Consider the following 23,224-nt stretch of genomic DNA (forward strand, 5'->3'; position numbering starts at 1 on the left):
CAAACTCTCATGTTGAGAATTCAATCATTGGCCAAATCACGTTCGAAATCGACGAGAACTTCACACCTGTTCTCCAAGAACCCCCCTCGCGGAAGGCCCCGAAAACCAGTGTAACTTCTCTTGATAAACGTGACCGCCAAAGTCTCTTTCCTGGACAGGAATAAACCCGTCCGCGACCCCGCCGACCACGTTTCTCTTTCTTCTCTCTTCAATTGTCAAAAAACCGACGGCCAAACCCGTCAAAGCCCCCAAAGCAGCAAAACAAACCCGAACCAAATCAGGCCCAATTCTCACCCGCTTCTCTAGGAAACCTCAGAGCAAAAGCAACCGCCGCCAGAAGCGAAGCCGCTCTCGTTCGATGGCCGCGTTATAAGCCCACCCAATCCAACTCGTCAACTCCTCAAAACAAGAAAAATCAAGAATCTTCCAACGCGCTGATTATTAATGGATTTTCTAAAAAATCCACGTCCGGACCATCCGAACGCCCCAGAGAAATGGTCGAGGATCTCGTCCAAGCGGTAAATTTCTCGCGAAAACCGCTTTACGTGCCCCTGCGACCCCATAGCGGCGTTCCACCCCTTCTCTCGGATATCGCACCGGGCTATTCAGGCTGGAGGAAACAAGTCCGGAGAGATGCATGTCCAGCCGTGCAGAAGGCACCTTCCCGACCCGGCGGCGCGCGCGATGATGGTATCCTTGGAAGGCCACCTGCCGCGCCTGCCCGTTTCGGAGGTTCTTCCTTGCCTTGGCGAGGCGTTGCGCACGGGAACGCGCGCGGTGCTTTGCGCACCGCCCGGCGCGGGCAAGACGACGCTGGTGCCGCTCTTCCTGCTCGATGCCGAATGGCGGGGCGACGGAAAGATCATCCTTCTGGAGCCGCGGCGCCTCGCCGCGCGCGCGGCGGCGGGCCGCATGGCGTCGCTGCTCGGCGAGAAGGTGGGCGAGACGGTCGGCTACCGCATGCGGCTCGACAACCGCGTATCGGCCAAAACCCGCATCGAAGTGGTGACGGAGGGCGTCTTCGCCCGCATGATCCTCGACGACCCGGAGCTCACCGGCATCTGCGCCGTGCTCTTCGACGAGTTCCACGAGCGCTCGCTCGACGCGGATTTCGGCCTGGCGCTGGCGCTCGACGTGCAGGCGGCACTGCGCGAGGACCTGCGCCTCCTCGTCATGTCGGCGACGCTGGATGTCGAGCGCGTGTCCGCGCTGCTCGGCAATCCGCCCGCCATCGTCAGCGAGGGGCGCAGCTTCCCGGTCGATGTGCGCTACCAGGACCGGCCGGCCGGCGAGCGCATCGAGGACGGCATGGCGCGCGCCATCGTCGAGGCGCACCGCACCGAAAGCGGATCGATCCTCGCCTTCCTGCCGGGCCAGGCCGAGATCACCCGCACCGCCGAGCGTCTGGAGGGCCGCTTCGGCGCCGAGACGGCAATCGTGCCGCTCTACGGCAATCTCGGCCAGAAGGAGCAGGACGCCGCGATCCGCCCCGCCCCCGCGGGCACACGCAAGATCGTGCTGGCGACGTCGATCGCCGAAACCTCCATCACCATCGACGGCGTGCGCATCGTCATCGACAGCGGCTTGCAGCGCCTGCCGGTCTTCGAGGCATCGACCGGCATCACCCGGCTGGAAACCGTCCGGGTGTCGCGCGCCTCCGCCGACCAGCGCGCCGGGCGGGCCGGGCGGACGGAACCGGGCATCGCGATCCGGCTGTGGCATGCCGGCCAGACGGCGGCGCTGCCCGCCTTTACGCCGCCGCAGATCCTTTCGAGCGACCTCTCCTCCTTCATGCTCGACCTTGCCCATTGGGGCGTCACCGATCCGGCCGCCCTCCGGCTCGTCGACCAGCCGCCGGCACCGGCGGTGGAGGAGGCACGCAGCCTGCTTCACCTGCTCGGCGCGCTCGACGCGGCCGGCGCGCTGACACCGGCGGGAAAGCGCATCCGCGACCTCGCCTTGCCGCCGCGGCTGGCGGCGATGGTCCTCCATGCGGCAAAGGACGGCGAGCAGGCGGCCGCGGCGCGGCTTGCCGTGCTGCTCACCGAACAGGGGCTCGGCGGTCCGGCCGTCGACATCGAGGAGCGCCTTCGCCGTTTTACCGGCGAGCGCGGCGAGCGGGCCGAGGCGGCGCGGCGGCTGGCGCAGCGCATGGCGGACGGTTTCGGCAGGACCGCATCAGCCTCCGCCAGCACGCCGGGCGCGCTGCTGCTGCATGCCTTCCCGGACCGCGTCGCGCTGCAGCGGGGCGGGCGGGGGCGGTTCGTCATGGCGAACGGGCGCGGCGCCGAGCTGCCCGAGACCGAGCGGCTGGCGGGTGCGCAGATGATCGTCGTCGCCGACCTCACCGGGCAGGCCGGGCGTCAGCGCATTCTCGCCGCCGCGGAAATCGACCGGGCGACCGTGGAGGCGAAGCTTACCGAAAAGATCGTGCGCGAGGAGCAATGCGTCTTCGACCGGGCGAGCCGGCAGGTGCGGGCGCGGCGGGTGGTCCGGCTCGGCGCGATGATCCTCGAGGAGACCCCGCTGGCGCGGCCGGGCGGGCCGAAGGCGGCCGAAGCGCTTGCCGAGGGTGTGCGCCAGCTCGGCCTCAAGGTCCTGCCCTTCTCCCGCGAGGCGGCGCAGCTGCGCGACCGGATCGGCTTCCTCCACCGCTCCATCGGCGAGCCCTGGCCCGATACGGGCGAGGACGCCCTTCTGGCGCGGCTCGACGACTGGTTCGTGCCCTTCCAGCAAAATGCGCGCGGCATCGACGACATTTCCCCGGGCAGCCTGCAGGAAGGCCTGATGGCGCTGGTGCCCCATGAGGTGCAACGCGACCTTGCGCGGCTTGCGCCCACCCATTTCGAGGCGCCCACCGGCCAGCGCCATCCGATCCGCTATGACGGGGCGGAGCCGGTGCTGGCGATCCGCGTGCAGGAACTGTTCGGCCTGAAGCAGCATCCCGCCGTCGCCGGCGGGCGGCTGCCGCTGCTGCTCGAACTTCTCTCGCCCGCCCACCGCCTGATCCAGACGACGCGCGACCTTCCCGGCTTCTGGGCCGGTTCCTGGCGCGACGTCCGGGCGGACATGCGCGGGCGCTATCCGAAACATCCCTGGCCGGAGGAACCGGCCGGGGCCATGCCGACGACGCGCGCCAAGCCGCGCGGCGCATGATTCCACGGGAAGGGAACGAAGGATGACGGGCTACCAGGACATCGACTTCGAGGGCTCCGGCCGGCGCCTGCGTCTCGAAACGCTCATTCGCCTGCGCTGGCTGGCGGTCGCCGGCCAGTCGATCAGCGTCATCGTCGTGGCGCTGTGGCTGGAATTCCCGCTGCCGCTGCTGCCGGCCCTGGTGCTGATCGCGCTTCTGGCGGCGGTGAACTTCTTCCTCGCCGTGCGCTTTCCGCCGGCGCACCGCCTGACGCCGGCCTCGGCCTTCCTGCTGCTCGCCTTCGACCTCTGCCAGCTGACGGCGCTGCTCTTCATCACCGGGGGCCTTGCGAACCCCTTCTCTCCGCTCGTCTGCGTGCCGGTGATCATCTCGTCCTCGCTGCAGCCGGTCCGCTTCAGCCTGACGCTCGGGCTGCTCGCGGTCGCCGGCATCACGGCGCTCGCCTTCACGCCCTTCCCGCTGCCGTGGTTTCCGGGAACCCTGCTCGTCGTGCCGCCGATCCTGACGGCCGGCTTCTGGTTCGCCATCGTCTCGACCACCGCCTTTGCCGCCTTTTATTCCTACCGCGTGTCGCGGGAGGCGGCGGAGCTTTCCGACGCGCTGGCGGCGACCGAACTGATCCTCCAGCGGGAAAAGCACCTTTCGCAGCTCGACGGGCTGGCGGCGGCGGCGGCGCACGAGCTCGGCACGCCGCTCGCCACCATCAGCGTCGTCGCCCGCGAGATGGAGCGCGAGCTCGGCGGCGACGAGCGCTTCAGGGAGGACGTGCAGCTCCTGCGCAGCCAGAGCGAGCGTTGCCGCGACATCCTGCGCCGGCTCACCACGCTGTCGACCGAGGAGGAGGCGCATATGCGCGTGCTGCCGCTCTCCTCGCTGATGGAGGAGGTGCTGGCGCCGCACCGCGAGTTCGGCATCCGGATCAACCTCGTGGAGGAGGGCGAGCGCGACACCGAGCCGGTCGGCAACCGCAATCCCGGCATCCTCTACGGCCTCGGCAATCTTCTGGAGAACGCCGTCGATCACGCCCGCGAGGAGGTGACCGTCACCGTCGGCCACACGCCGGAACGCGTGACGATCGTCATCGAGGACGACGGCGACGGCTATGCGGCGGACATTCTCCAGCGCATCGGCGACCCCTACGTCACCAGGCGGCAGAAGGACGAGAGGGCCGGCGGCCTCGGCCTCGGCCTGTTCATCGCAAAGACGCTGCTGGAGCGCTCGGGCGCCAAATTGACCTTCGGCAACCGAACCGGCGACCGGCCGGGCGCGCGCGTGTCCGTCGATTGGCCGCGGGCGCGAATGGAGGCGAAGGGCGCGAAATGACTTTACCTGCCGCATCTTACGGGCGATAAGCTGATCCCGGTCAAGAATGGACGAAAACCGGCCTCGGAAGACGGAAAATGGCAGAAAACAGCGAACCTCACACGACAGCGGACGATATCGGGCCCGACCCTTCTCTTCTCCTCGTCGATGACGACGGCCCGTTCCTGCGCCGCCTTGCCCGCGCCATGGAGACGCGCGGCTTCACCGTCGACACGGCCGAATCGGTGGCCGAGGGCATCGCGAAGGCCAAGACGAACCCGCCGAAATATGCGGTGGTGGACCTGCGCCTCGGCGACGGCAGCGGCCTCGACGTGATCGCCGCCATCCGCCAGCGGCGCGACGACACGCGCATCATCATGCTGACCGGCTACGGCAACATCGCGACGGCGGTCAATGCGGTCAAGCTCGGCGCCGTCGACTATCTCGCCAAGCCGGCCGACGCCGACGACATCTTCGCCGCGCTGACGCAGCGCCCGGGCGAGAAGGTGGAACTGCCGGAAAACCCGATGTCGGCCGACCGCGTGCGCTGGGAGCATATCCAGCGGGTCTACGAGATGTGCGACCGCAACGTTTCGGAGACGGCGCGCCGCCTCAACATGCACCGCCGCACGCTCCAGCGCATCCTCGCCAAGCGCGCGCCGAAGTAACGACCTATCGCAAACGCCTGCGGATGAGGGGGAGTCCGCCCAAGTCCCGTTTCAGGCCTCACGCCGGCTCGTCCCGGCGTCCGGAGACGATGGCGGAGATGTCCGGCCCGTCGCGCCGGGTGTCCATGGAAAACTCCGCCAGCAGCAGCCGGCCCGCGGCCACGCGGGCGAAGGCGAAGGTCACGGCCTTTCGCGTCGGCGCCGGCAGCCGGTGTTCCGGCGCCTCGCGCAGCATGTGCGCGCCATAGCCGTCGGAGAGGATCAGGCCGCATTCCTGCGGGAAGATGTCGAGCGGCACGTCCCTGTGGGTGGCGAAGAGCAGCCGGTCGCAATGGCGGCGGTAGTCCGGCCATTTGCGGTCCACGCGGAAATCCTCGATCGACGTCTTGATCTCGACGATCCAGATCTCGCCCTTGTCGGAAAGGCTGATGAGGTCGGCGCGCCGGCCGCTCGCCAGCGTCAGCTCCGGCAGCACCGCGTGGCGCATCTCCATGAGCATGCGCTGGACGCCCCGGCGCACCATCATGGCGCGGTCGGACTGGCGGCCGTCGAGCAGCGGATTGTCGTTGTGGAGCGAAACGATCGTCATTCGGTCAACCTCGGCGAATCGGATTCTAGCGCGAAACGGTTCTGCGAAGGGGAAAAGTTAAGGGCGCCGCGTCCCGCGGCGGGCGCGGCAGGATTTCGTTAACCGCGCTGCGCGGTTCCTGTGCGGCTCCGGGTCAGCCGGCGGGAAGGCCATTGAACGGGCCGCGAAGGCGTGCTTGGCATGAAGCGGGCACGGCGAGAGCGGCAGACGGCCAAGCATTATTGTTGCAAAAAAACACTTCTCCGGCTTTTTGCTCAGGCGCAGGCCCGCGCCGCAGCGCACACGCTTGCATTGACCGGTTTAATCGAAAATAAACCATGGTCGATGAAAGTTCTGCGTCACGGAACTTCTTAATTCCTTATCAAGAGAATCTCATGCGCCTCCGCAATGCCCTCCTTCTGTGCGGCCTCGCAGCAGCCGTCACGCTCGCCGGGTGCTCCTCCTCGTCCGTTCCGGGCGAAAAGGTGGCGACCAACGCTATCTTCACATCGGAATATGGCCCTGTTGAGGACAACGGCTATGCGCTGCCGGCGATCCCGATCAACCGCGTGAATCCGAAGTTCCACCGCCAGATCGTCGACTACGCGACCAACGAGAAGCCCGGCACGATCATCGTCAACACGCCGAACCGCTTCCTCTATTACGTGCTGCCCGGCGGCAAGGCCGTGCGCTACGGCATCGGCGTCGGCAAGGCGGGCTTTGCATGGCAGGGCGAGGCCTATATCGCCTGGAAGCAGGAATGGCCGACCTGGCATCCGCCGGAGGAGATGGCCGCCCGCAAGCCCGAGGTCGCCCGCTACGTCAAGGAAGGCATGGGCCCCGGCCTGCGGAACCCGCTCGGCGCCCGCGCGCTCTACCTCTTCAACGAGAAGGGCCAGGACACGCTGTTCCGCCTGCATGGCACGCCGGAATGGGCCTCGATCGGCACCGCCGCGTCCTCCGGCTGCATCCGCCTGATGAACCAGGACATCATCGACCTCTACAAGCGCGTCCGCCCCGGCCGGAGCGCCCGCGTCGTCGTCCAGCAGTAGGCGGACGACGTATAGATATGAGAGAAAGCCGCCGGATCGCTCCGGCGGCTTTTTTCGTTCGTTGACCTGGTAGGCACCTCACCCCGCTCTCGACGTCATCCTCCGGCTTGACCCGAGGATCACCGGGGAGCACGAAGCAGGGACGGCCGGTCAAGCCCGACCGGCCGCCTTCAGCTCCAGCCGGCGACGGTGCAGCACCGGCTCGGTGTAGCCATTCGGCTGCTCGCGGCCCTTCAGCACGAGGTCGAGCGCCGCCTGGAAGGCGATCGAGCCGTCGAAGTCGCCGGCCATCGGGCGGTAGAGCGGGTCGCCCGCGTTCTGCCCGTCGACGACGGCGGCCATGCGCTTCATCGTCTCGACGACCTGGTCCTTCGTCACTACGCCGTGGTGCAGCCAGTTAGCCATGTGCTGGGCGGAGATGCGCAGCGTGGCGCGATCCTCCATCAGGCCGACATCGTTGATGTCCGGCACCTTGGAGCAGCCGACGCCCTGGTCGATCCAGCGCACGACATAGCCGAGGATTCCCTGCGCATTGTTGTCGAGCTCGCGCTGGATCTCCTCCGGCGTCCAGTTCGGGCGCACCGCGACCGGCACCGAGAGGATGTCGGAGAGCTTTGCGCGCGGGCGCGAACGCAGCGCGGCCTGCACCTCGGCGACGTTGACCTTGTGATAGTGCGTCGCGTGCAGCGTCGCGGCGGTCGGGGACGGCACCCAGGCGGTGTTAGCGCCGGCCTTCGGATGAGCGATCTTCTGCTCCAGCATCGCCGCCATGAGGTCGGGCATGGCCCACATGCCCTTGCCGATCTGGGCATGGCCGGAAAGCCCGCATTCGAGGCCGATATCGACGTTCCAGTTCTCGTAGGCGGAAATCCAGGCAGCCTGCTTCATGTCGCCCTTGCGGATCATCGGGCCCGCCTCCATCGACGTATGGATCTCGTCGCCGGTGCGGTCGAGGAAGCCGGTATTGATGAAGACGACGCGGTCCTTCGCGGCGCGGATCGCCTCCTTGAGGTTGACGGTCGTGCGGCGCTCCTCGTCCATGATGCCCATTTTCATCGTGTTGGGCGCCATGCCGAGCGCGGCCTCGACGCGCCCGAAGAGCTTGACCGCGAAGGCGACCTCCTCCGGCCCGTGCATCTTCGGCTTGACGACATACATCGAGCCGGCCCGCGAGTTCTTGCGCCGGCCGTGCGGGCCGATGTCGTGCAGCGCGATCAGGCCCGTGACCATCGCGTCCATGATGCCCTCCGGCACCTCGTTGCCGTCGCGGTCGCGGATCGCCGGGTTGGTCATGAGGTGGCCGACATTGCGCACCAGCATCAGCGAGCGGGTGGCAAGCGTGAAGGCCGAGCCGTCCGGCGCGGTATAGTCGCGGTCGGGATTGAGGCGGCGGGTGAAGGTCCTGCCGCCCTTCTCGACCTCCTCGGAAAGGTCGCCCTTCATCAGGCCGAGCCAGTTGCGGTAGACGACGACCTTGTCCTCGGCATCGACGGCGGCGACGGAATCCTCGCAGTCCATGATCGTGGTCAGCGCCGATTCGATCGCGACGTCGGAAATATGCGCCGGATCGTCCTTGCCGGTCGGCGTTCCGGCATCGATGCGGATCTCGATGTGCAGGCCGTTGTTGCGCAGGAGGACATGGGTCGGCGCGGCGGCCTCGCCGAGATAGCCGGCGAACTTCTTTTCATCGGCAAGGCCCGTCTTGCCGCCGCCCGTCAGCGAGACGGCGAGGTTGCCGCCCTCGACGGCAAGGCCCGTGGCATCCCGCCAGGAAGCGCCGGCAAGCGGCACGCTGTCGTCGAGGAAGGCGCGCACCCAGGCGATGACCTTCTCGCCGCGCACCGGATTGTAGCCCCTGCCCTTCTCGGCGCCGTCCGCCTCCGGGATCGCATCCGTGCCGTAGAGCGCGTCGTAGAGCGAGCCCCAGCGCGCGTTGGCGGCGTTCAGCGCATAGCGGGCATTCATCACCGGCACGACGAGCTGCGGGCCGGCGACGCTGGCGATTTCCGGATCGACGTTCTCCGTCGTCACCTCGAAGTCGCCGCCCTCCGGCAGGAGGTAGCCGATCTCGCGCAGGAACGCCTCGTAGGCGGCCATGTCCGAGGGCGCGCCGTTCTTACGATACCAGGCGTCGAGCTTGTCCTGCAGCGCATCGCGCTTGGCCAGCAGGGCGCGGTTTTCCGGCGCAAGCTCGTGCACGATGGCCGAGAAATCGGCAAAGAAGCGCTCCGCATCCACGCCCGTGCCGGGAAGGGCCTCCTCGACGATGAAATCATAAAGGGCGCTATCGATCGAAAGACCGGCTTTTTCGGTAAAGGTCATCTGAAAAACTCCGAATGACGGGACGAAGGGGGAGTATCCCGAATGCTGTCACTTTCCGGAGCTTTCATTGATAGTCAATTCGGCAATAGCATAAAGAATTTATTCCGCTCGGGATAAAATCATACTTAATTTTGCTTGCTAGCCCCTCCCCACCCACTGCCGTCATCCTCGGCCTTGAGCCGAGGATCTAAATTTCTCAAAGGCTTAAAGCCCGAGCATGACACAGTTAAGGGTTTGCGCACACCTGCCGCCAGCCGGTTCATGCCTCTCCCGCGATGCGCGGGCGGCCGCTGGCCGTTGCCGTGAACCGCGCCTCGACGAGCTTGCGGCTGCCTTCCACCTCAGGCGCGTCGATCTCTTCGGAAAGGGTCACGGCCGGCTCGTCGGCGCCGTTGGCGCGGGCCGAATGCAGGGCGGCGGTCATCGCCCGTTCCTTCGCCAGCGAGAAGGCCTCCGCCTCGTCGAGAAGCCGCACGCTCTCGCCTGCGCCGCTCACGATGAAGACACCCTCTTCCGGCATGGTCACGAAGACCGTGACGGCGGTGCGCACCTGGCCGACGACCGCGCCGACCGCATTGGCGACGCCGGCATCCGCCGGAATGGCGGCCTCCGCGCCCAGCATGGCGGCGATCGCCGGATAGTAGACCGGTGCCGACGCGCCGAGGCCGACCAGCGGCCGGTCGAGCGCGATGCGGAACTGCACGATGCCCTGCGCCCGGTGCAATGCGCGCTCGACGGAGGGCGAGTTCGCCGGGTCGATCGCCCCCACGCCGTCATCGGCAAGGCAGGCCGAAAGGATCACGTCCGAGGACTGGCGGGTGAGCCGGTCGACGATGAGGCGCGCGAGCTCTTCCGGACTGCCCGCGATCGGCCGGCCGGAGCCGTCCCTGGTGCGGGCGGCGAGCGCGAGGCCGAGGCGCGCGGCGGCCGCATCCCACTGCCCCTGCCCGCCGAGCACGTGCATGGCGTCCGAGGGGGTGATGCCGCAGATATGCACGAGGCCGCGCGCCACCAGCCGGTCGAGCGTCGCCTTCTGCGGCGTCGTGGCGAGCAGGCCGTCGAGCGGCAGCGGCGCCGCGCCGATCTTCTCGTAGAGCGCCTGTTCCTGCGGCTGGAGGCCGCTGGCGAGCCGCTCCGGCACGCCGGTGCGCACGGCGAAGCGGCCGTCCTGCCGGCCGGCATGCGGCGCGCGGAGCTGCCGTTCCAGCACCGGGACGACCGCGTCCGGATGGAGCGCCGAGACAAGGCTGAGAGGCATGAAACGGCGTGGGCCGAGGTCGATCTTCGCCTTGAGGCCGCGGTCATTGATGCGCACCTCCGAATCGCCGCCGAGCCCGAAGGTCCGCATGGCGACCGCCTCGACCATGGTGCGGTAGCCGCCGACGACCGCGCCGTCCGCATCGAGCTTCGGCCGGCCCTTGTCGAGCACCGCGACGTCCGTCGTCGTGCCGCCGATATCGGAGACCACGGCGTCGTCGAGCCCCGTCAGGTGCCGCGCGCCGACAAGGCTTGCCGCCGGGCCGGAGAGGATCGTCTCGATCGGCCGCAGCCGCGCCTCGGCCGCCGAGATCAGCGCGCCGTCGCCGCGCACCACCATCATCGGCACATCGATGCCGCGGCGCTCAAGGAAATCCTCGCAGGCGCCGATCAGCCGGTCGATCATCGAGACGAGGCGGGCGTTGAGCAGCGTCGTCAGCGCGCGGCGCGGCCCCCCGAGCTTCGAGGAAAGCTCATGGCTGCAGGTGACGGGCAGGTGCGAGGCCGCGCGGATGCGATCGCGCACCCGCTGCTCGTGCGCCGGGTTGCGCACGGCGAAATAGCCGGCGACGGCGAAGGAGGAGACGCCTTGCGCCAGCGCCGGCAGGGCCTCGTCGAGCGCCGCCATGTCGAGCGGCGTCTCGTGGCCGTGCACATCGTGCCCGCCGGGCAGGAAGAGGACGGGATCGTTGCCGAGCGCATCGGCGAGGCCGTCGCGCTTGAGGTCGTCCGGCGCAAAGCCGATCATCACCAGGCCGGCGCGGCCGCCCTGCCCTTCCACCAGCGCATTGGTGGCGAGCGTCGTCGACAGCGCGACGAGGCCGATGGCGGAGACGGGGGCCTTCGCCTGATCCAGCACGGCCTCGACGGCGCCGGAAATGCCGGCCGATAGGTCGTGGCGCGTGGTGAGCGCCTTGGCGCGGGCGACGACGCCCTCCGTTTCGCTGTAGAGCACGGCGTCCGTATAGGTGCCGCCGGTATCGATGCCGAGTAACAAGTGATCTGCCACGAGAATTCTTCCGGACCGCCCGCCGTCCCTTTTCAAAGCGGGCCTCGAATGGTGTTATTGCATGTGCGGCGCAATTGCCACCATTCCGCCGGCGACATGCGATGAAAGAACGAGGAGCCCGTCCAGTGACACACCGCCCCTTCCGAAAGCCGTTTCTGGCCGCCCTTCTCCTCGGCACGGGGCTGCTTGCCGGCGGCCTGCCCGCAAATGCCCAGGAAGAGGACGAGGAGGAGTACATGGCGCAGATCCCGGACGTCGCGATCTACAAGGCGATGCTGGATGCCAACAAGCAGACGGGCTGGGTGCAGTTCCGCTCGTTCGCCGGCCAGCAGCTCATCTACTTCACGGCCCTCCAGACCATGCATTGCCGGCTGTCGGAAATCCGCTACTCGATCAACAGCGACACACTCGACCAGCGCTTTCCGCTTGCCAAGTGCGATCCGGAACTGCCCTTCAACCTGCCGTCGGACGACACGCAGAACTGGATCTACCTCGAGCTGAAGCCCGGCGAGGCCGAGACGATCGCCGTGCAGGCGGTCTGGGACGACGGCAGCGGCAGCGAGATCGTCGTCTACCAGCCCTGCAAGAACCCGGAGGCGACCTGCGCCTCGATCAAGACGATCAAGAAATCGAAGAAGCGGGCCGACGAGCCGTCACCTTCAACGCCAGTCCGTTAGCCGGCTGCGTCGTCAGGCGCTGCACCGGCCAGGGATGCGTCGCCTCGGTCATGTCGAAGCGGAAGCGATGCATCAGCACGCCGAGCGCGATGATCGCCTCCTGCATGGCGAAGGTCGCGCCGATGCACACGCGCGGGCCCACGCCGAAGGGCAGGTACTGGAAGCGGTGGATGGCCTGGCGGTTCTCCGGCAGGAAGCGTTCCGGCACGAAGGCGCGGGGCTTCTGCCAGAGCAGCGCGTGGCGGTGCAGTGTCCAGGGCATGACGAGGACGGTGACGTCCTTCGGAATCTCGACCCGCTCGCCGGCCGGGCTCGTCCACGAATCGTCCGCGATCGCCGCGCGGTTGATCGAAGGGGCCGGCGGATAGAGCCGCAGCGCCTCCTCGAAGGCCGCCCGCGTCCAGGGCATGAGGTCGAGCCACTCGACCGGGTCGGCGCCGCCTGCCAGCACCCGGTCGATCTCCGCCTCCATCGCCTCGCGTACGTGCGGGCTGTTGGCGACGCAATAGAGGGTCCAGGCGAGCGCCCGCGCCGTGGTCTCGTGGCCGGCGCCGATGAAGGTCAGGATATTGTCCTCCACCTCCTCGATGGTGAGCCCGTCCGGCCCGGCCGCGCGCAGCAGCAGCGTCAGGAAATCGCTCGGCACCGCCTCGCCGTCGCGCTCCATGCGCCTGCGGCGCTCGTCCATCGTGTCGCGCACGATGCGGCGGAACTTTTCGAGCACCCGCACGCCGCCGATGCGCGTCACGCGCGGCACCCAGGCGGGCGCGCGCAGAAGGTCCATCGGGTCGACGCGCCCCATCGTGTGCAGGAGATCGTCCACGTCATCGGCGAAACTGTCCGATTCGGTCGCGATCTCGCCGGAGAACAGCGTCTGCGAGAGGATGGCGAAGGCGAGCTCCGTCATGTCGGCGCCGATGTCGAAGACCGCACCGTCGGCGCCTGCATATTTTTCGGCATAGAGCTGCGACTGGGCCAGCATCTGGCTGGCGAAGCCCTTGGCGTGGCGCGGCGTGAAGATGGGCGCCACCGCCTTGCGCGAGCGGCGCCAGACCGCGCCTTCCGCCGTGAGCAGGCCGTCGCGCAGGATCGGCCGCAGCACGAGCTGGCGCACCACGGCCATCTTGTAGTTCTGGGCATTGTCGACCAGCAGGTATTTGATCAGGCCGGGGTCGTTGACGATCAGCGTCTTCTCGCCGAAGAAGCTCGTCATGATCCAGGGCAGCGTATAGGAGGGCTCGCCCCATAGCTCCAGGGGATTGCGGAACACGGTGCGGATGATCTCGAGCTTCGACGGCGGCACCGTGCGGGGAATCGGCGCCGGCGGTTCGAATGGCTCGGGACGCATGTCCATCATCTGCCTCCTTGTGATCGGCTCTTTATGGAGAGTGGGCCGAGAGGTAGGCGGAAGTTAGAGCAATTCGCGCAAACTGTGCAGCGTCTTGCGTAAAATGAGCGAAGGAGGCTGCAACGCCGTGGACACCAGGATCGAGACAGCCCGTCTTACGCTCCGGCCCTGGAGCGTGGAAGACATCGAACACCTCGCGCTGGGCCTGAACGACCTGGAGCTCGCCAAATGGCTGGCCTTCGTGCCTCACCCCTATACGACGGCACACGCCGAGGACTGGATCAGGAAATGCCGGGAGATTTCCAATACGGGCAACCGGCCGGCCGCCTATGAATTTGCGGTGGAGCTGAAACCCGAACGGCTGGTGATCGGCGGGGTCAGCCTCAACAAGATCGACTGGCAGGCCGGGACGGGCGGCGGCGGAATCTGGATCGCCAGGCGGCATCAGGGGCGCGGCTATGGACGCGAGGCTTTCGAGGCGAAGATCCGCTTCGCCTTTCGCGAACTGGGCCTGACGAAACTGGTCAACGGCTACTTCGACGGCAACGGGAATTCCTGGGCAATGCAGCGCAGGCTCGGCTATCGGCGCGTGGCCGAGGTCGCCGGCCGCTGCATGGCCGACGGACGGCAGACGATCGAGCATGTCACGACGTTGCTGCGCAGCGATTGGGAAGATCGCAAGGACCGGACGTCCAACCGGACATGATCCAGGGCCTGCCGGTTCCCGGCCTAGAGCAGGCCCTCAAGCTCCGCCAGCTTGTCGTTGATCAGCCAGCCGTAGTAGTTCTCCTCCGGCCAGGTCGCCTCGCCCGCCGCGCGGCGCGCGGCGAAGGCGGCAGCGCGCGCATCGGGATTGCCGATATTGTAGAGCGTCGCCGTAAGGCCCGGATTCTTCGAGATGTCGACGCCGGCGATCTTCCTGTAGGCGTCGATCGAGCGGCGGATCGAGGCGGCCATGTAGGCGAGCGAGATGTCGGGATCCATGATCGCCTTGTAGACGCCCGCCGCGTCGTTCTCGTCGAGCCGGTCGTAGCCGGAGATGCGCGCCACGTCGTCGGTCAGGGTGAGCGCCGTCAGCGGATTGATCTGGCCGAGGCCGAAGGTCTGGCCGGCATAGAAGGGCTGGAAGAAGACGGCGCTGAAGCGGTTGTTCGGGAAGGACGTGCCGCCGACCGTCTTGCCCTTGAAGCTCCTGTTCCAGACCGTCTCGCGGCAGGTCCAGAGCGCATAGGAGCCCTTCCTGGCGGCGCATTTGGCAAATTCCGGGCGGGCGACGAAATCGGCGATCGATTCGCCGTCGTAGGCGAAGCGGAAGCTGCCCGTATAGGACGCGGCCTTCACGTAGTAGCTCTGCAGCCGGTCGTAGGCGTCGACGTTGTAGGTGTGCTCGCCGACGATCGCGCCGACCATGTGGATCGGGTCGATGCCGTACTGGCCGGCGACGGACCTGATCTTGCCGGTGAGCCGGCGGTCGTTGGCCAGGAGGTCGCGCACCTTCTCGTATTTCGCGTCGAAGGAGGTCTTGCTGCCCTTCGTGCGGCGCACGGCGGCGCCCGGAATGGCCGGCTGCTCGGCATTGCGGTTGCCGGCCGGCACCACGTCGAGCGCCATCGCCAGGGTCTGGCTCTGCATCACGAGGGCGGCGGCAAGGGCAAGCACGGGGAAGAGCTGTCGCACGATTCCGGTTCCTGTCTGGTCAAATCTGTCGGCGAATGGCGAGACCGATGCAGAACAATCATGTCGGAATGATGCCAAAGCGCGGCAATGGCCTAGGCCGCGCGGTCCTTTCTGTCGAGGGGCTTTTCCATCAAAAATCCGGCACCGGCGGCCGGCGAACGGGCCACCGGTGCCGAAACGTCACAGGATGTAGCGCGACAGGTCCGTGTTGGCCGCGAGCGCGCCGACATGCTTCTTCACATAGTCGGCATCGACGACGAGGCTGTTGCCGGCCTTGTCCGGCGCCTCGAAGGAGATCTCGTCGAGCACCCGCTCCATCACCGTCTGGAGACGCCGCGCGCCGATGTTCTCCACGCTCGCATTGAGCTGAACGGCGACGTCGGCAAGCGCGTCGATGCCGTCCTCGGTGAACTCCAACTCGACGTTCTCCGTCGCCATCAGCGCCTTGTACTGGCGGATGAGGCTGGCCTCCGTCTCCGTCAGGATGCGGCGGAAGTCCTCCCTGGTGAGCGCGCGCAGCTCGACGCGGATCGGCAGGCGGCCCTGGAGCTCCGGCAGGAGGTCCGACGGCTTGGAGACGTGGAAGGCGCCGGACGCGATGAAGAGGATATGGTCCGTCTTCACCGGCCCGTACTTGGTGGCGACCGTCGTGCCCTCGACCAGCGGCAGCAGGTCGCGCTGCACGCCCTCGCGCGAGACGCCGGCGCCCATGCCGCCGTCGCGCGCGGCGATCTTGTCGATCTCGTCGATGAAGACGATGCCGTCGTTCTCGGCCGAGCGGATGGCCTCGCGCTGGATCTGCTCGTTGTCGAGCAGCTTGTCGGATTCGTCGTCGATCAGGATCTTGTAGCTGTCCTTGACCGTCGTCTTGACCTTCTTGGTGCGCCCGCCCATCGCCTTGCCGAACATCTCGGAAAGGTTGAGCACGCCGATATTGGCGCCGGGCATGCCGGGGATCTCGAAGCCGCCGGGAAGCCCGCCACCGGTGTCGGCGACGTCGATCTCGATCTCCTTGTCGTCCAGCTCGTTGGCCCGCAGCTTGCGGCGGAAGGAATCGCGCGTCGCCGGGGAGGCGGTGGCGCCGACGAGGGCGTCGAGCACCCGTTCCTCGGCGTTCATGTGGGCCTTCGCCGTCACCTCGGCGCGCTTCTTCTCGCGCACGAGGCCGATGCCGACCTCGACGAGGTCGCGCACGATCTGCTCGACGTCGCGGCCGACATAGCCGACCTCGGTGAATTTCGTCGCCTCGACCTTGACGAAGGGCGCGCCGGCGAGCTTGGCGAGGCGCCGGGAGATCTCCGTCTTGCCGACGCCCGTCGGGCCGATCATCAGGATGTTCTTCGGCATCACCTCGTCGCGCAGGTCCGGGTCCAGCTGGTGGCGTCGCCAGCGGTTCCTGAGCGCGATGGCGACGGCGCGCTTGGCGTCGTGCTGGCCGATGATGTAGCGGTCGAGTTCGGAGACGATCTCGCGGGGGGAAAAATTGGTCATGATCTCTCGTTCGCTTTCGGGTCGTATTGCATGATCAGCACGTCGTCGCCTGTGCGGCCCAGGAGCTTCTCGACCGGCCGGAAGCCGGCTTTCTCGTAGGCGCGAACCGCACGGGCGTTGGCGGGATCGGGGTCGATGATGATGGTCTCATGGCCGAGGCCGCGAAGATAGGCGACGAAGGCGGCAAGCGCCGCGGAACCGATCCCCGCCGAGAGCTTGTCCTGATGGCCGATCGACAGATCGACGCCGACGGCCTCGCGCGGCAGCTCCAGGAGCCAGGGATTGTCCTTCGTCCATTCCTCGTTCTGGTAGTGGCCGAGAAACCAGACTTGAATGTAGCCGACCGGCTCTCCGTCGAGCGTGACGAGGAAGGGACGGGTCGTGTCCCTGCCCTCCACCATGTCGCGGATGAAGCCGAGTTCCTCTTCCGGATCGCCCCACCACTGCCGCACATGCGGCGCATTCAGCCATGCGGAAAGCAGCGGGTAGTGCTCCTTTCGGACGGGAGAAAAGCCGATCCGGGCGGGATCAATCGGCATCCAGCGTCTCCACCACGACATTGTGGTTGGTGTAGACGCAGATGTCGCCGGCGATCTGCATCGCGCGGCGGGCGATTTCCTCCGCCGACTTGTCCGTGTCCATCAGCGCGCGGGCCGCGGCATAGGCATAGTTGCCGCCCGAGCCGATCGCCATGGTGCCATGCTCGGGCTCCAGCACGTCGCCGGTGCCGGTGAGCGCCAGCGTGACGGACTTGTCGGCGACCAGCATCATGGCCTCGAGCCGGCGCAGGTAGCGGTCGGTCCGCCAGTCCTTGGCAAGCTCGACGGCCGCGCGCATCAGCTGGTCGGGATATTGCTCCAGCTTGGCCTCGAGCCGTTCGAGCAGCGTGAAGGCGTCCGCCGTGGCGCCGGCGAAACCGGCGATCACGTCGCCCTTGGCGAGCCGGCGGACCTTGCGCGCGTTGCCCTTCATCACCGTCTGGCCGAGGCTCACCTGGCCGTCGCCCGCCATCACCACCTTGCCGTCCTTGCGGACGGTAATGATCGTCGTGGCGTGCATGGAAGCATAGGGGTTGTGTTCACTCATGGGTAGACCTTCAAAGGCCCGGAGGACCGGGCGGGGCACCGCCAGCGAGGCGGCTTCGTCGTCCCCTATGTAAGCAGCGCTCCGGCAATTGCAAACGGGTGGCGTGATGGACACCGGCACCGGCAATGCCTCTGTTCTCCTGGACATTCCCCCACCCCCGAAACCTCGCCTTCTCGCCTGAAGGAGGATTGACCGCCTCCGTAGAACGCCTCGGGGGCCGCGCGAAAGCGAAGCCACCCCACACAGTTTCAGATGCGGGGCTTTCGCGCGGCTTTCCGGACTGTCGCATAACCCGGCAGCGCTCCGCGCGGGGCCGTTCCGGCATGCGCCGAAAACCCGCGAGAGACTGGCCTTTTACGAAGAGCCCTGTTAAGGAGCGGCGGAGAAGTACCGGAGAAACCAATGAGCCGCACAGCCAGCGTTTCGCGCAAGACGAACGAGACCTCCGTTTCGGTCGCCGTCGACATCGACGGCACCGGCACGTCGACCATTTCGACGGGCGTGGGCTTCTTCGACCATATGCTCGACCAGCTGTCGCGCCATTCGCTGATCGACATGCAGATCAGGACCGAAGGGGACCTCCACGTGGACGACCACCACACGGTGGAGGACACGGGCATCGCCATCGGCCAGGCCATCGCCAAGGCGCTGGGCGACCGGCGCGGCATCACGCGCTACGCCTCGCTCGACCTTGCCATGGACGAGACGATGACGCGGGCCGCCGTGGACGTCTCCGGCCGTCCCTTCCTCGTCTGGAGCGTGGATTTCTCCGCCCCGAAGATCGGCACCTTCGACACCGAGCTGGTGCGCGAGTTCTTCAACGCGCTCGCCCAGCACGCCGGCATCACGCTGCACGTCCAGAACATCTACGGCGCCAACAACCATCATATCGCCGAGACGTGCTTCAAGGCCGTCGCGCGCGTGCTGCGCACCGCGACCGAGATCGATCCCCGCCAGGCGGGCCGCGTCCCCTCGACGAAAGGCTCGCTGGCCTAGACCCATCAGGAGGCCGCCGATGGCCACGTTCCTCGTTCTGATACCGCCGGGCGCCGAAGCGGGCGACGAAAAGGCCCGGTTCCTGCGCGACCGCTTTTCCTGGATCGCGCTCTTCCTGCCCGTCCTCTGGCTGCTGTGGCATCGCGCCTTCCTCGCCGCCGCGCTCGCCTTCGCCGTCCAGTCGCTCGGCTCGGCCATCGCCGGCCATCCCGCCTTCGGCCTTGCGGGCCTCGGCCTTTCCGTCGCGACCGGCCTCCTGGTCGCGCTCGAAGGCCCGTCCATGCTCGCCGCCTCCCTCGAGCGGAAGGGCTGGACGGTCGACGCGGTGATCAGCGCGGCCGACCGGGAAACGGCGGAAGACATCTACTACATGGAAAACGGGACCGGCGAGGCGCCGGCGGCCGAAAGCGCCCGCCCCCTCCTGCCGGCATCGCAAACCTCCGCGCGGCGGCACGCTCCCATGCTCGGCCTCGTCGGTTTCAAGGAAGGCGGCTGAGATGCGCGTCGCGATCATCGACTACGGCTCGGGCAACCTGCGCTCGGCCACCAAGGCCTTCGAGCGCGCGGCCCGCGAGGCCGGCATCGCGGCTGAGATCGACCTCACCGACAAGGCCGAGCGCGTCGCCACCGCCGACCGCATCGTGCTGCCCGGCGTCGGCGCCTATGCCGATTGCCGCCGCGGCCTCGATGCCGTGCCCGGCATGGTGGAGGCGCTGCGCGATGCCGTCGAGGCGAAGGCCCGTCCCTTCCTCGGCATCTGCGTCGGCATGCAGCTCATGTCCTCGCGCGGCCTCGAAAAGACCGTGACCGAGGGCCTCGGCTGGATCAGGGGCGACGTCGTCCTGATGACGCCGGACGATCCGGAGCTGAAGATCCCGCAGATCGGCTGGAACACGCTCGACCGCAAGCGCGCGCATCCGCTCTTCGAGGGTATCCCTGAAACGCTGCACGCCTATTTCGTGCACTCCTACCACCTTGCCGCGGAAGATCCCGAGGACGTGGTCGCCACCGTCGACTACGGCGGCCAGATGACCGCCTTCGTCGCCAGGCAGAACAAGGCCGGCGCGCAGTTCCACCCGGAAAAGAGCCAGACGCTCGGCCTTTCCCTCATCGCCAATTTCCTGCGCTGGAAGCCGTAAGATGATCCTCTTTCCCGCCATCGACCTGAAGGACGGCCAGTGCGTTCGCCTGAAACTCGGCGACATGGACCAGGCTACCGTCTACAATCCCGACCCGGCCGCGCAGGCGAAGGCCTTCGAGGACCAGGGCTTCGAATGGCTGCACGTCGTCGACCTCAACGGCGCCTTCGCGGGAACGAGCGTCAACGGCGTCGCCGTCGACGCGATCCTGAAGGCGACGAGGAACCCGGTGCAGCTCGGCGGGGGCATCCGCACGCTGGACCATATCGAGAACTGGCTGGCGCGCGGCCTCTCCCGCGTCATCCTCGGCACCGTCGCCGTGCGCGACCCGGCGCTCGTCGTCGAAGCCTGCCGGAAATTCCCCGGCAAGGTCGCCGTCGGCATCGACGCCAAGGGCGGCAAGGTCGCCGTCGAGGGCTGGGCGGAGGCGTCCGAGCTCGGCGTGATCGAGCTTGCCAAAAAATTCGAGGGCGCGGGCGTCGCCGCGATCATCTATACGGACATCGACCGCGACGGCATCCTGACCGGCATCAACTGGGCTTCGACGCTGGAACTGGCCGACGCCGTCTCCATCCCCGTCATCGCCTCCGGCGGCCTTGCCTCGATGGACGACATCCGCCGTCTCGTTTCGCCCGACGCCCGCAAGCTCGAAGGCGCGATCTCCGGCCGCGCGCTCTATGACGGCCGCATCGATCCGGCCGAAGCGCTGGCGGTGATCCGTGAAGCAAAAGGACGGGCAGCATGACCCTCAAGGCCCGTGTCATCCCCTGCCTCGACGTCAAGGACGGCCGCGTCGTCAAGGGCGTCAGCTTCGTCAACCTCATCGATGCCGGCGATCCGGTGGAATCGGCCAAGGCCTATGACGCGGCCGGCGCCGACGAGCTCTGCTTCCTCGACATCACCGCCTCCTCCGACGACCGCGACACGATCTTCGACGTCGTGGCGCGCACGGCCGAGCACTGCTTCATGCCGCTCACCGTCGGCGGCGGCGTTCGCACGGTCGCCGACATCCGCAAGCTGCTGCTCGCCGGGGCCGACAAGGTGTCGATCAACTCGGCGGCCGTCGCAAATCCGGATTTCGTCGCGGAAGCCGCCGACAAGTTCGGCAACCAGTGCATCGTCGTGTCGATCGATTCCAAGAAGGTGTCCGCCGAAGGCGAGGAGGACCGCTGGGAGATCTTTACCCATGGCGGGCGCAAGCCGACCGGCATCGACGCCGTGGCCTTCGCGGAAAGGATGGTGGAGCGCGGCGCGGGCGAACTTCTCCTGACCTCCATGGACCGTGACGGCCAGAAGAGCGGCTACGACATCGCGCTCACCCGCACCATCGCCGACCGCGTCTCCGTGCCGGTCATCGCCTCGGGCGGCGTCGGCAATCTCGACCACCTCGTCGAGGGCGTGCGCGACGGCCATGCGACGGCGGTGCTGGCCGCCTCGATCTTCCACTTCGGCACCTATACGATCGGCGAGGCCAAGCGCTACATGGCCGACCATGGCATCGCCATGCGGCTCGACTGAGGAGAGGCCTATGAGCACCTTCACCCTTGCGGACCTCGAACGCATCGTCGATGCCCGCGCAAAGGCCGATCCGTCGGAAAGCTGGACGGCGAAGCTGGTCGCGGCCGGGCAGCGGAAAGCGGCGAAAAAGCTCGGTGAGGAAGCCGTCGAGATCGTCATCGCGGCAATCGAGGGCGAAAAGGCAGATTTGACGAGCGAAACGGCCGATTTGCTCTATCATCTGATGGTCGTATTGAAAATCGGCGGCGTCCCGCTACAAGATGTCATGGGGGAGCTGGAACGGCGTACGGGCCAGTCGGGTCTTGCGGAAAAGGCCAGCCGGAAGAATTGATGATCCAGGCAGCGCGCGACAAGGACCAGGCGGACATTCCGGACGATTTCGGCAACCGCGATTATTCTCCCTACCGCTTCTTCTCCGCAGAAGAATGGGCGCATTTCCGTGCCGACACGCCCCTGACGCTGACCGCCGACGAGGTGCAGCGCCTGCGTTCGCTGGGCGACCCGGTCGATCTCGACGAGGTGCGGCGCATCTATCTCTCGCTCTCGCGCCTGCTTTCGGCCCATGTCGAATCCTCGCAGATGCTCTTCGAGCAGAGGAAGCGGTTCCTCAGCCTCTCCGACGAAGCGAAGACGCCGTTCGTCATCGGCATTGCCGGCTCGGTCGCGGTGGGCAAGTCGACCACGGCGCGTATCCTGATGGAACTGCTCTCGCGCTGGCCGTCGAGCCCGAAGGTCGATCTCGTGACGACGGACGGCTTCCTCTATCCGAATGCGGTGCTCCAGCGCGAGAACATGATGGACCGCAAGGGGTTTCCGGAAAGCTACGACATCGGCGCGCTGCTGCGCTTCCTCTCGGCGATCAAGGCCGGAAAGCCGGACGTCAAGGCGCCGATGTATTCGCACTTGACCTACGACGTGCTGCCGAACACCTTCCGCACCATCGACCGGCCGGACATCCTGATCTTCGAGGGCATCAACGTGCTGCAATCGCGCGATCTGCCGGCGGACGGCAAGATCGTGCCGATGGTCTCGGATTTCTTCGATTTCTCGATCTATATCGATGCGGAAGAGGCGCTGATCCACACCTGGTACGTCGAGCGTTTCATGCGGCTGCGCGACACGGCCTTCAAGGACCCGGATTCCTACTTCCACCGCTATGCGACGATCAGCGAGACGGCGGCGCTCGCCATTGCCGAAGGCCTCTGGCACAACATCAACCTCAAGAACCTGCACCAGAACATCCTGCCGACGCGCCCGCGCGCCGACCTGATCCTGCAGAAGGGCAAGGACCACTTCATCGAGACGGTGGCGCTGCGCAAATTGTAAGCCGGCTCAGGGGTTCACGCGGCGAAGCGTCAGGTTGATGCGCCCGCCGTTCTTCAGAAGCGTCGAGGTGCCCGGATAGATCCGGTCGACGCCGTGGAAGATCAGCCGGCTTTCCCCGCCGAAGACGAAGACGTCACCGCTCGACAGCCGGAAGGACCGGGTCGGGTCGCTGCGCGAAACGCCGCCGATGCGGAACAGGCATTGATCGCCCAGCGACACCGAGACGACCGGCGCGCCGAACTCGCTCTCGTCGCGGTCCTGATGCAGGCCCATCCTGGCGTCCGGGTCGTAGAAATTGACGAGGCAGGCCTCCGGCGGCCTTGGAAAGCCGGACACCTGCTCCCAGAGGGCCAGAAGCTCCGCGGGAATGGCCGGCCAGGGGCGGCCGGTTTCGGGATGCGTCGGCTGGTAGCGGTAGCCGTTGTCCTTGTCCGTCACCCAGCCGAGCGATCCGCAATTGGTCATGCGGACCGACATCGGCTTGCCGGTCTTCGGCATGCGCGGCACGAAGAGCGGCGCCTCGGCCACGACCTGCCGCACCGCCGCGACGAGCGCGTCCTGCGCCTCGCGGCGAAAGTAGCCGGGAAAGTAGCGCAGTCCCGCGGGCAGGCCGCGCTCAGCCATGCCCGCT

Annotated in this window: 22 protein-coding genes; 13 read left to right on the plus strand and 9 right to left on the minus strand. The window is 67.1% G+C overall.

All coding sequences use genetic code 11. The features are described from left to right. The first annotated feature begins 687 nt into the window (after positions 1–687). The 3 genes from hrpB to ACIIOY_RS18640 all read left to right on the plus strand — a co-directional run bounded on the left by hrpB (position 688) and on the right by ACIIOY_RS18640 (position 5,127). The gene (hrpB, locus tag ACIIOY_RS18630; protein ID WP_411036292.1) at positions 688–3,156 is read left to right on the plus strand and encodes an ATP-dependent helicase HrpB; all 2,469 of its coding nucleotides are present in this window, start codon (positions 688–690) and stop codon (positions 3,154–3,156) included. Between the two features lie 22 nt (positions 3,157–3,178). After that, the gene (locus ACIIOY_RS18635; protein ID WP_411036172.1) at positions 3,179–4,480 is read left to right on the plus strand and encodes an ActS/PrrB/RegB family redox-sensitive histidine kinase; all 1,302 of its coding nucleotides are present in this window, start codon (positions 3,179–3,181) and stop codon (positions 4,478–4,480) included. A 77-nt stretch (positions 4,481–4,557) separates the two neighbouring features. Continuing rightward, entirely contained in the window at positions 4,558–5,127 is a 570-nt protein-coding gene (locus ACIIOY_RS18640) for an ActR/PrrA/RegA family redox response regulator transcription factor (RefSeq protein WP_411036173.1), read from the plus strand. Between the two features lie 58 nt (positions 5,128–5,185). On the opposite strand, the gene ACIIOY_RS18645 is transcribed toward ACIIOY_RS18640, so the two are convergent. Beyond that, on the minus strand, positions 5,186–5,716 hold the full coding sequence (locus tag ACIIOY_RS18645; protein ID WP_411036174.1) for an MmcB family DNA repair protein: 531 nt from the start codon (positions 5,714–5,716) through the stop codon (positions 5,186–5,188). 374 nt (positions 5,717–6,090) lie between these two features. On the opposite strand from ACIIOY_RS18645, the gene ACIIOY_RS18650 reads away from it, so the two are divergent. Then, positions 6,091–6,747 carry a L,D-transpeptidase gene (locus ACIIOY_RS18650; RefSeq protein WP_411036175.1) on the plus strand — a complete coding sequence of 219 codons (657 nt, stop codon included), beginning with the start codon at positions 6,091–6,093 and terminating at the stop codon, positions 6,745–6,747. A gap of 150 nt (positions 6,748–6,897) precedes the next feature. Here the strand turns inward: ACIIOY_RS18650 and ACIIOY_RS18655 are convergent, their stop codons facing one another. Together ACIIOY_RS18655 and ACIIOY_RS18660 are read right to left on the minus strand one after the other, a co-directional pair. Then, positions 6,898–9,069 carry a malate synthase G gene (locus ACIIOY_RS18655; RefSeq protein ID WP_411036176.1) on the minus strand — a complete coding sequence of 724 codons (2,172 nt, stop codon included), beginning with the start codon at positions 9,067–9,069 and terminating at the stop codon, positions 6,898–6,900. Positions 9,070–9,328: 259 nt separating this feature from the next. Beyond that, a complete protein-coding gene (locus ACIIOY_RS18660) occupies positions 9,329–11,335 on the minus strand; it encodes a hydantoinase/oxoprolinase N-terminal domain-containing protein (protein ID WP_411036177.1) in 2,007 nt (668 codons plus the stop codon). Between the two features lie 125 nt (positions 11,336–11,460). On the opposite strand from ACIIOY_RS18660, the gene ACIIOY_RS18665 reads away from it, so the two are divergent. Next, positions 11,461–12,012, plus strand: coding sequence for a hypothetical protein (locus tag ACIIOY_RS18665; protein ID WP_411036178.1), 552 nt, complete (start codon positions 11,461–11,463; stop codon positions 12,010–12,012). Here ACIIOY_RS18665 and ACIIOY_RS18670 read toward each other — a convergent pair. Next, positions 11,957–13,366: a cytochrome P450 gene (locus ACIIOY_RS18670; protein WP_411036179.1), complete on the minus strand. Its 1,410-nt coding sequence runs from the start codon at positions 13,364–13,366 to the stop codon at positions 11,957–11,959. The genes ACIIOY_RS18665 and ACIIOY_RS18670 overlap by 56 nt on opposite strands. Positions 13,367–13,487: 121 nt before the next feature. Here ACIIOY_RS18670 and ACIIOY_RS18675 point away from each other — a divergent pair, with 121 nt between their 5' ends. Beyond that, positions 13,488–14,066 (plus strand): GNAT family N-acetyltransferase, encoded by a 579-nt coding sequence (locus ACIIOY_RS18675; protein WP_411036180.1) that lies wholly within the window; start codon positions 13,488–13,490, stop codon positions 14,064–14,066. A 23-nt stretch (positions 14,067–14,089) separates the two neighbouring features. On the opposite strand, the gene ACIIOY_RS18680 is transcribed toward ACIIOY_RS18675, so the two are convergent. The 4 genes from ACIIOY_RS18680 to hslV form a co-directional block, all read right to left on the minus strand. Beyond that, positions 14,090–14,992: a DUF1402 family protein gene (locus ACIIOY_RS18680; RefSeq protein WP_411036293.1), complete on the minus strand. Its 903-nt coding sequence runs from the start codon at positions 14,990–14,992 to the stop codon at positions 14,090–14,092. 225 nt (positions 14,993–15,217) lie between these two features. Beyond that, complete coding sequence (gene hslU, locus ACIIOY_RS18685) at positions 15,218–16,528, minus strand: ATP-dependent protease ATPase subunit HslU (RefSeq protein WP_411036181.1); 1,311 nt, start codon at positions 16,526–16,528, stop codon at positions 15,218–15,220. After that, positions 16,525–17,067 carry a GNAT family N-acetyltransferase gene (locus tag ACIIOY_RS18690; protein WP_411036182.1) on the minus strand — a complete coding sequence of 181 codons (543 nt, stop codon included), beginning with the start codon at positions 17,065–17,067 and terminating at the stop codon, positions 16,525–16,527. Before ACIIOY_RS18690 ends, hslU begins: the two co-directional genes overlap by 4 nt. Beyond that, positions 17,057–17,614, minus strand: coding sequence for an ATP-dependent protease subunit HslV (gene hslV / locus ACIIOY_RS18695; protein ID WP_411036183.1), 558 nt, complete (start codon positions 17,612–17,614; stop codon positions 17,057–17,059). The genes ACIIOY_RS18690 and hslV overlap by 11 nt, the downstream gene beginning before the upstream one ends. Positions 17,615–18,016: 402 nt before the next feature. On the opposite strand from hslV, the gene hisB reads away from it, so the two are divergent. The 7 genes from hisB to coaA are packed head-to-tail and all read left to right on the plus strand — an operon-like array spanning position 18,017 to position 22,593. Next, positions 18,017–18,610, plus strand: coding sequence for an imidazoleglycerol-phosphate dehydratase HisB (gene hisB / locus ACIIOY_RS18700; RefSeq protein ID WP_411036184.1), 594 nt, complete (start codon positions 18,017–18,019; stop codon positions 18,608–18,610). A gap of 19 nt (positions 18,611–18,629) precedes the next feature. Next, positions 18,630–19,106, plus strand: coding sequence for a DUF2628 domain-containing protein (locus tag ACIIOY_RS18705; RefSeq protein ID WP_411036185.1), 477 nt, complete (start codon positions 18,630–18,632; stop codon positions 19,104–19,106). A gap of 1 nt (position 19,107) precedes the next feature. After that, on the plus strand, positions 19,108–19,749 hold the full coding sequence (gene hisH / locus ACIIOY_RS18710; RefSeq protein ID WP_411036186.1) for an imidazole glycerol phosphate synthase subunit HisH: 642 nt from the start codon (positions 19,108–19,110) through the stop codon (positions 19,747–19,749). 1 nt (position 19,750) lies between these two features. Further along, entirely contained in the window at positions 19,751–20,494 is a 744-nt protein-coding gene (gene hisA, locus ACIIOY_RS18715) for a 1-(5-phosphoribosyl)-5-[(5-phosphoribosylamino)methylideneamino]imidazole-4-carboxamide isomerase (RefSeq protein ID WP_411036187.1), read from the plus strand. Further along, positions 20,491–21,267, plus strand: a complete 777-nt coding sequence (gene hisF / locus ACIIOY_RS18720) for an imidazole glycerol phosphate synthase subunit HisF (protein WP_411036188.1) — start codon at positions 20,491–20,493, stop codon at positions 21,265–21,267. The genes hisA and hisF overlap by 4 nt, the downstream gene beginning before the upstream one ends. Positions 21,268–21,277: 10 nt before the next feature. Beyond that, entirely contained in the window at positions 21,278–21,598 is a 321-nt protein-coding gene (locus ACIIOY_RS18725; RefSeq protein WP_411036189.1) for a phosphoribosyl-ATP diphosphatase, read from the plus strand. Beyond that, complete coding sequence (gene coaA / locus ACIIOY_RS18730; protein WP_411036190.1) at positions 21,598–22,593, plus strand: type I pantothenate kinase; 996 nt, start codon at positions 21,598–21,600, stop codon at positions 22,591–22,593. The genes ACIIOY_RS18725 and coaA overlap by 1 nt, the downstream gene beginning before the upstream one ends. A gap of 6 nt (positions 22,594–22,599) precedes the next feature. Here the strand turns inward: coaA and ACIIOY_RS18735 are convergent, their stop codons facing one another. Next, positions 22,600–23,217, minus strand: coding sequence for an alpha-ketoglutarate-dependent dioxygenase AlkB family protein (locus ACIIOY_RS18735; protein ID WP_411036191.1), 618 nt, complete (start codon positions 23,215–23,217; stop codon positions 22,600–22,602). Between the last annotated feature and the right edge of the window lie 7 nt (positions 23,218–23,224).

Source organism: Shinella agrisoli (genome assembly GCF_046557955.1).
Taxonomy (GTDB): Bacteria; Pseudomonadota; Alphaproteobacteria; order Rhizobiales; family Rhizobiaceae; genus Shinella.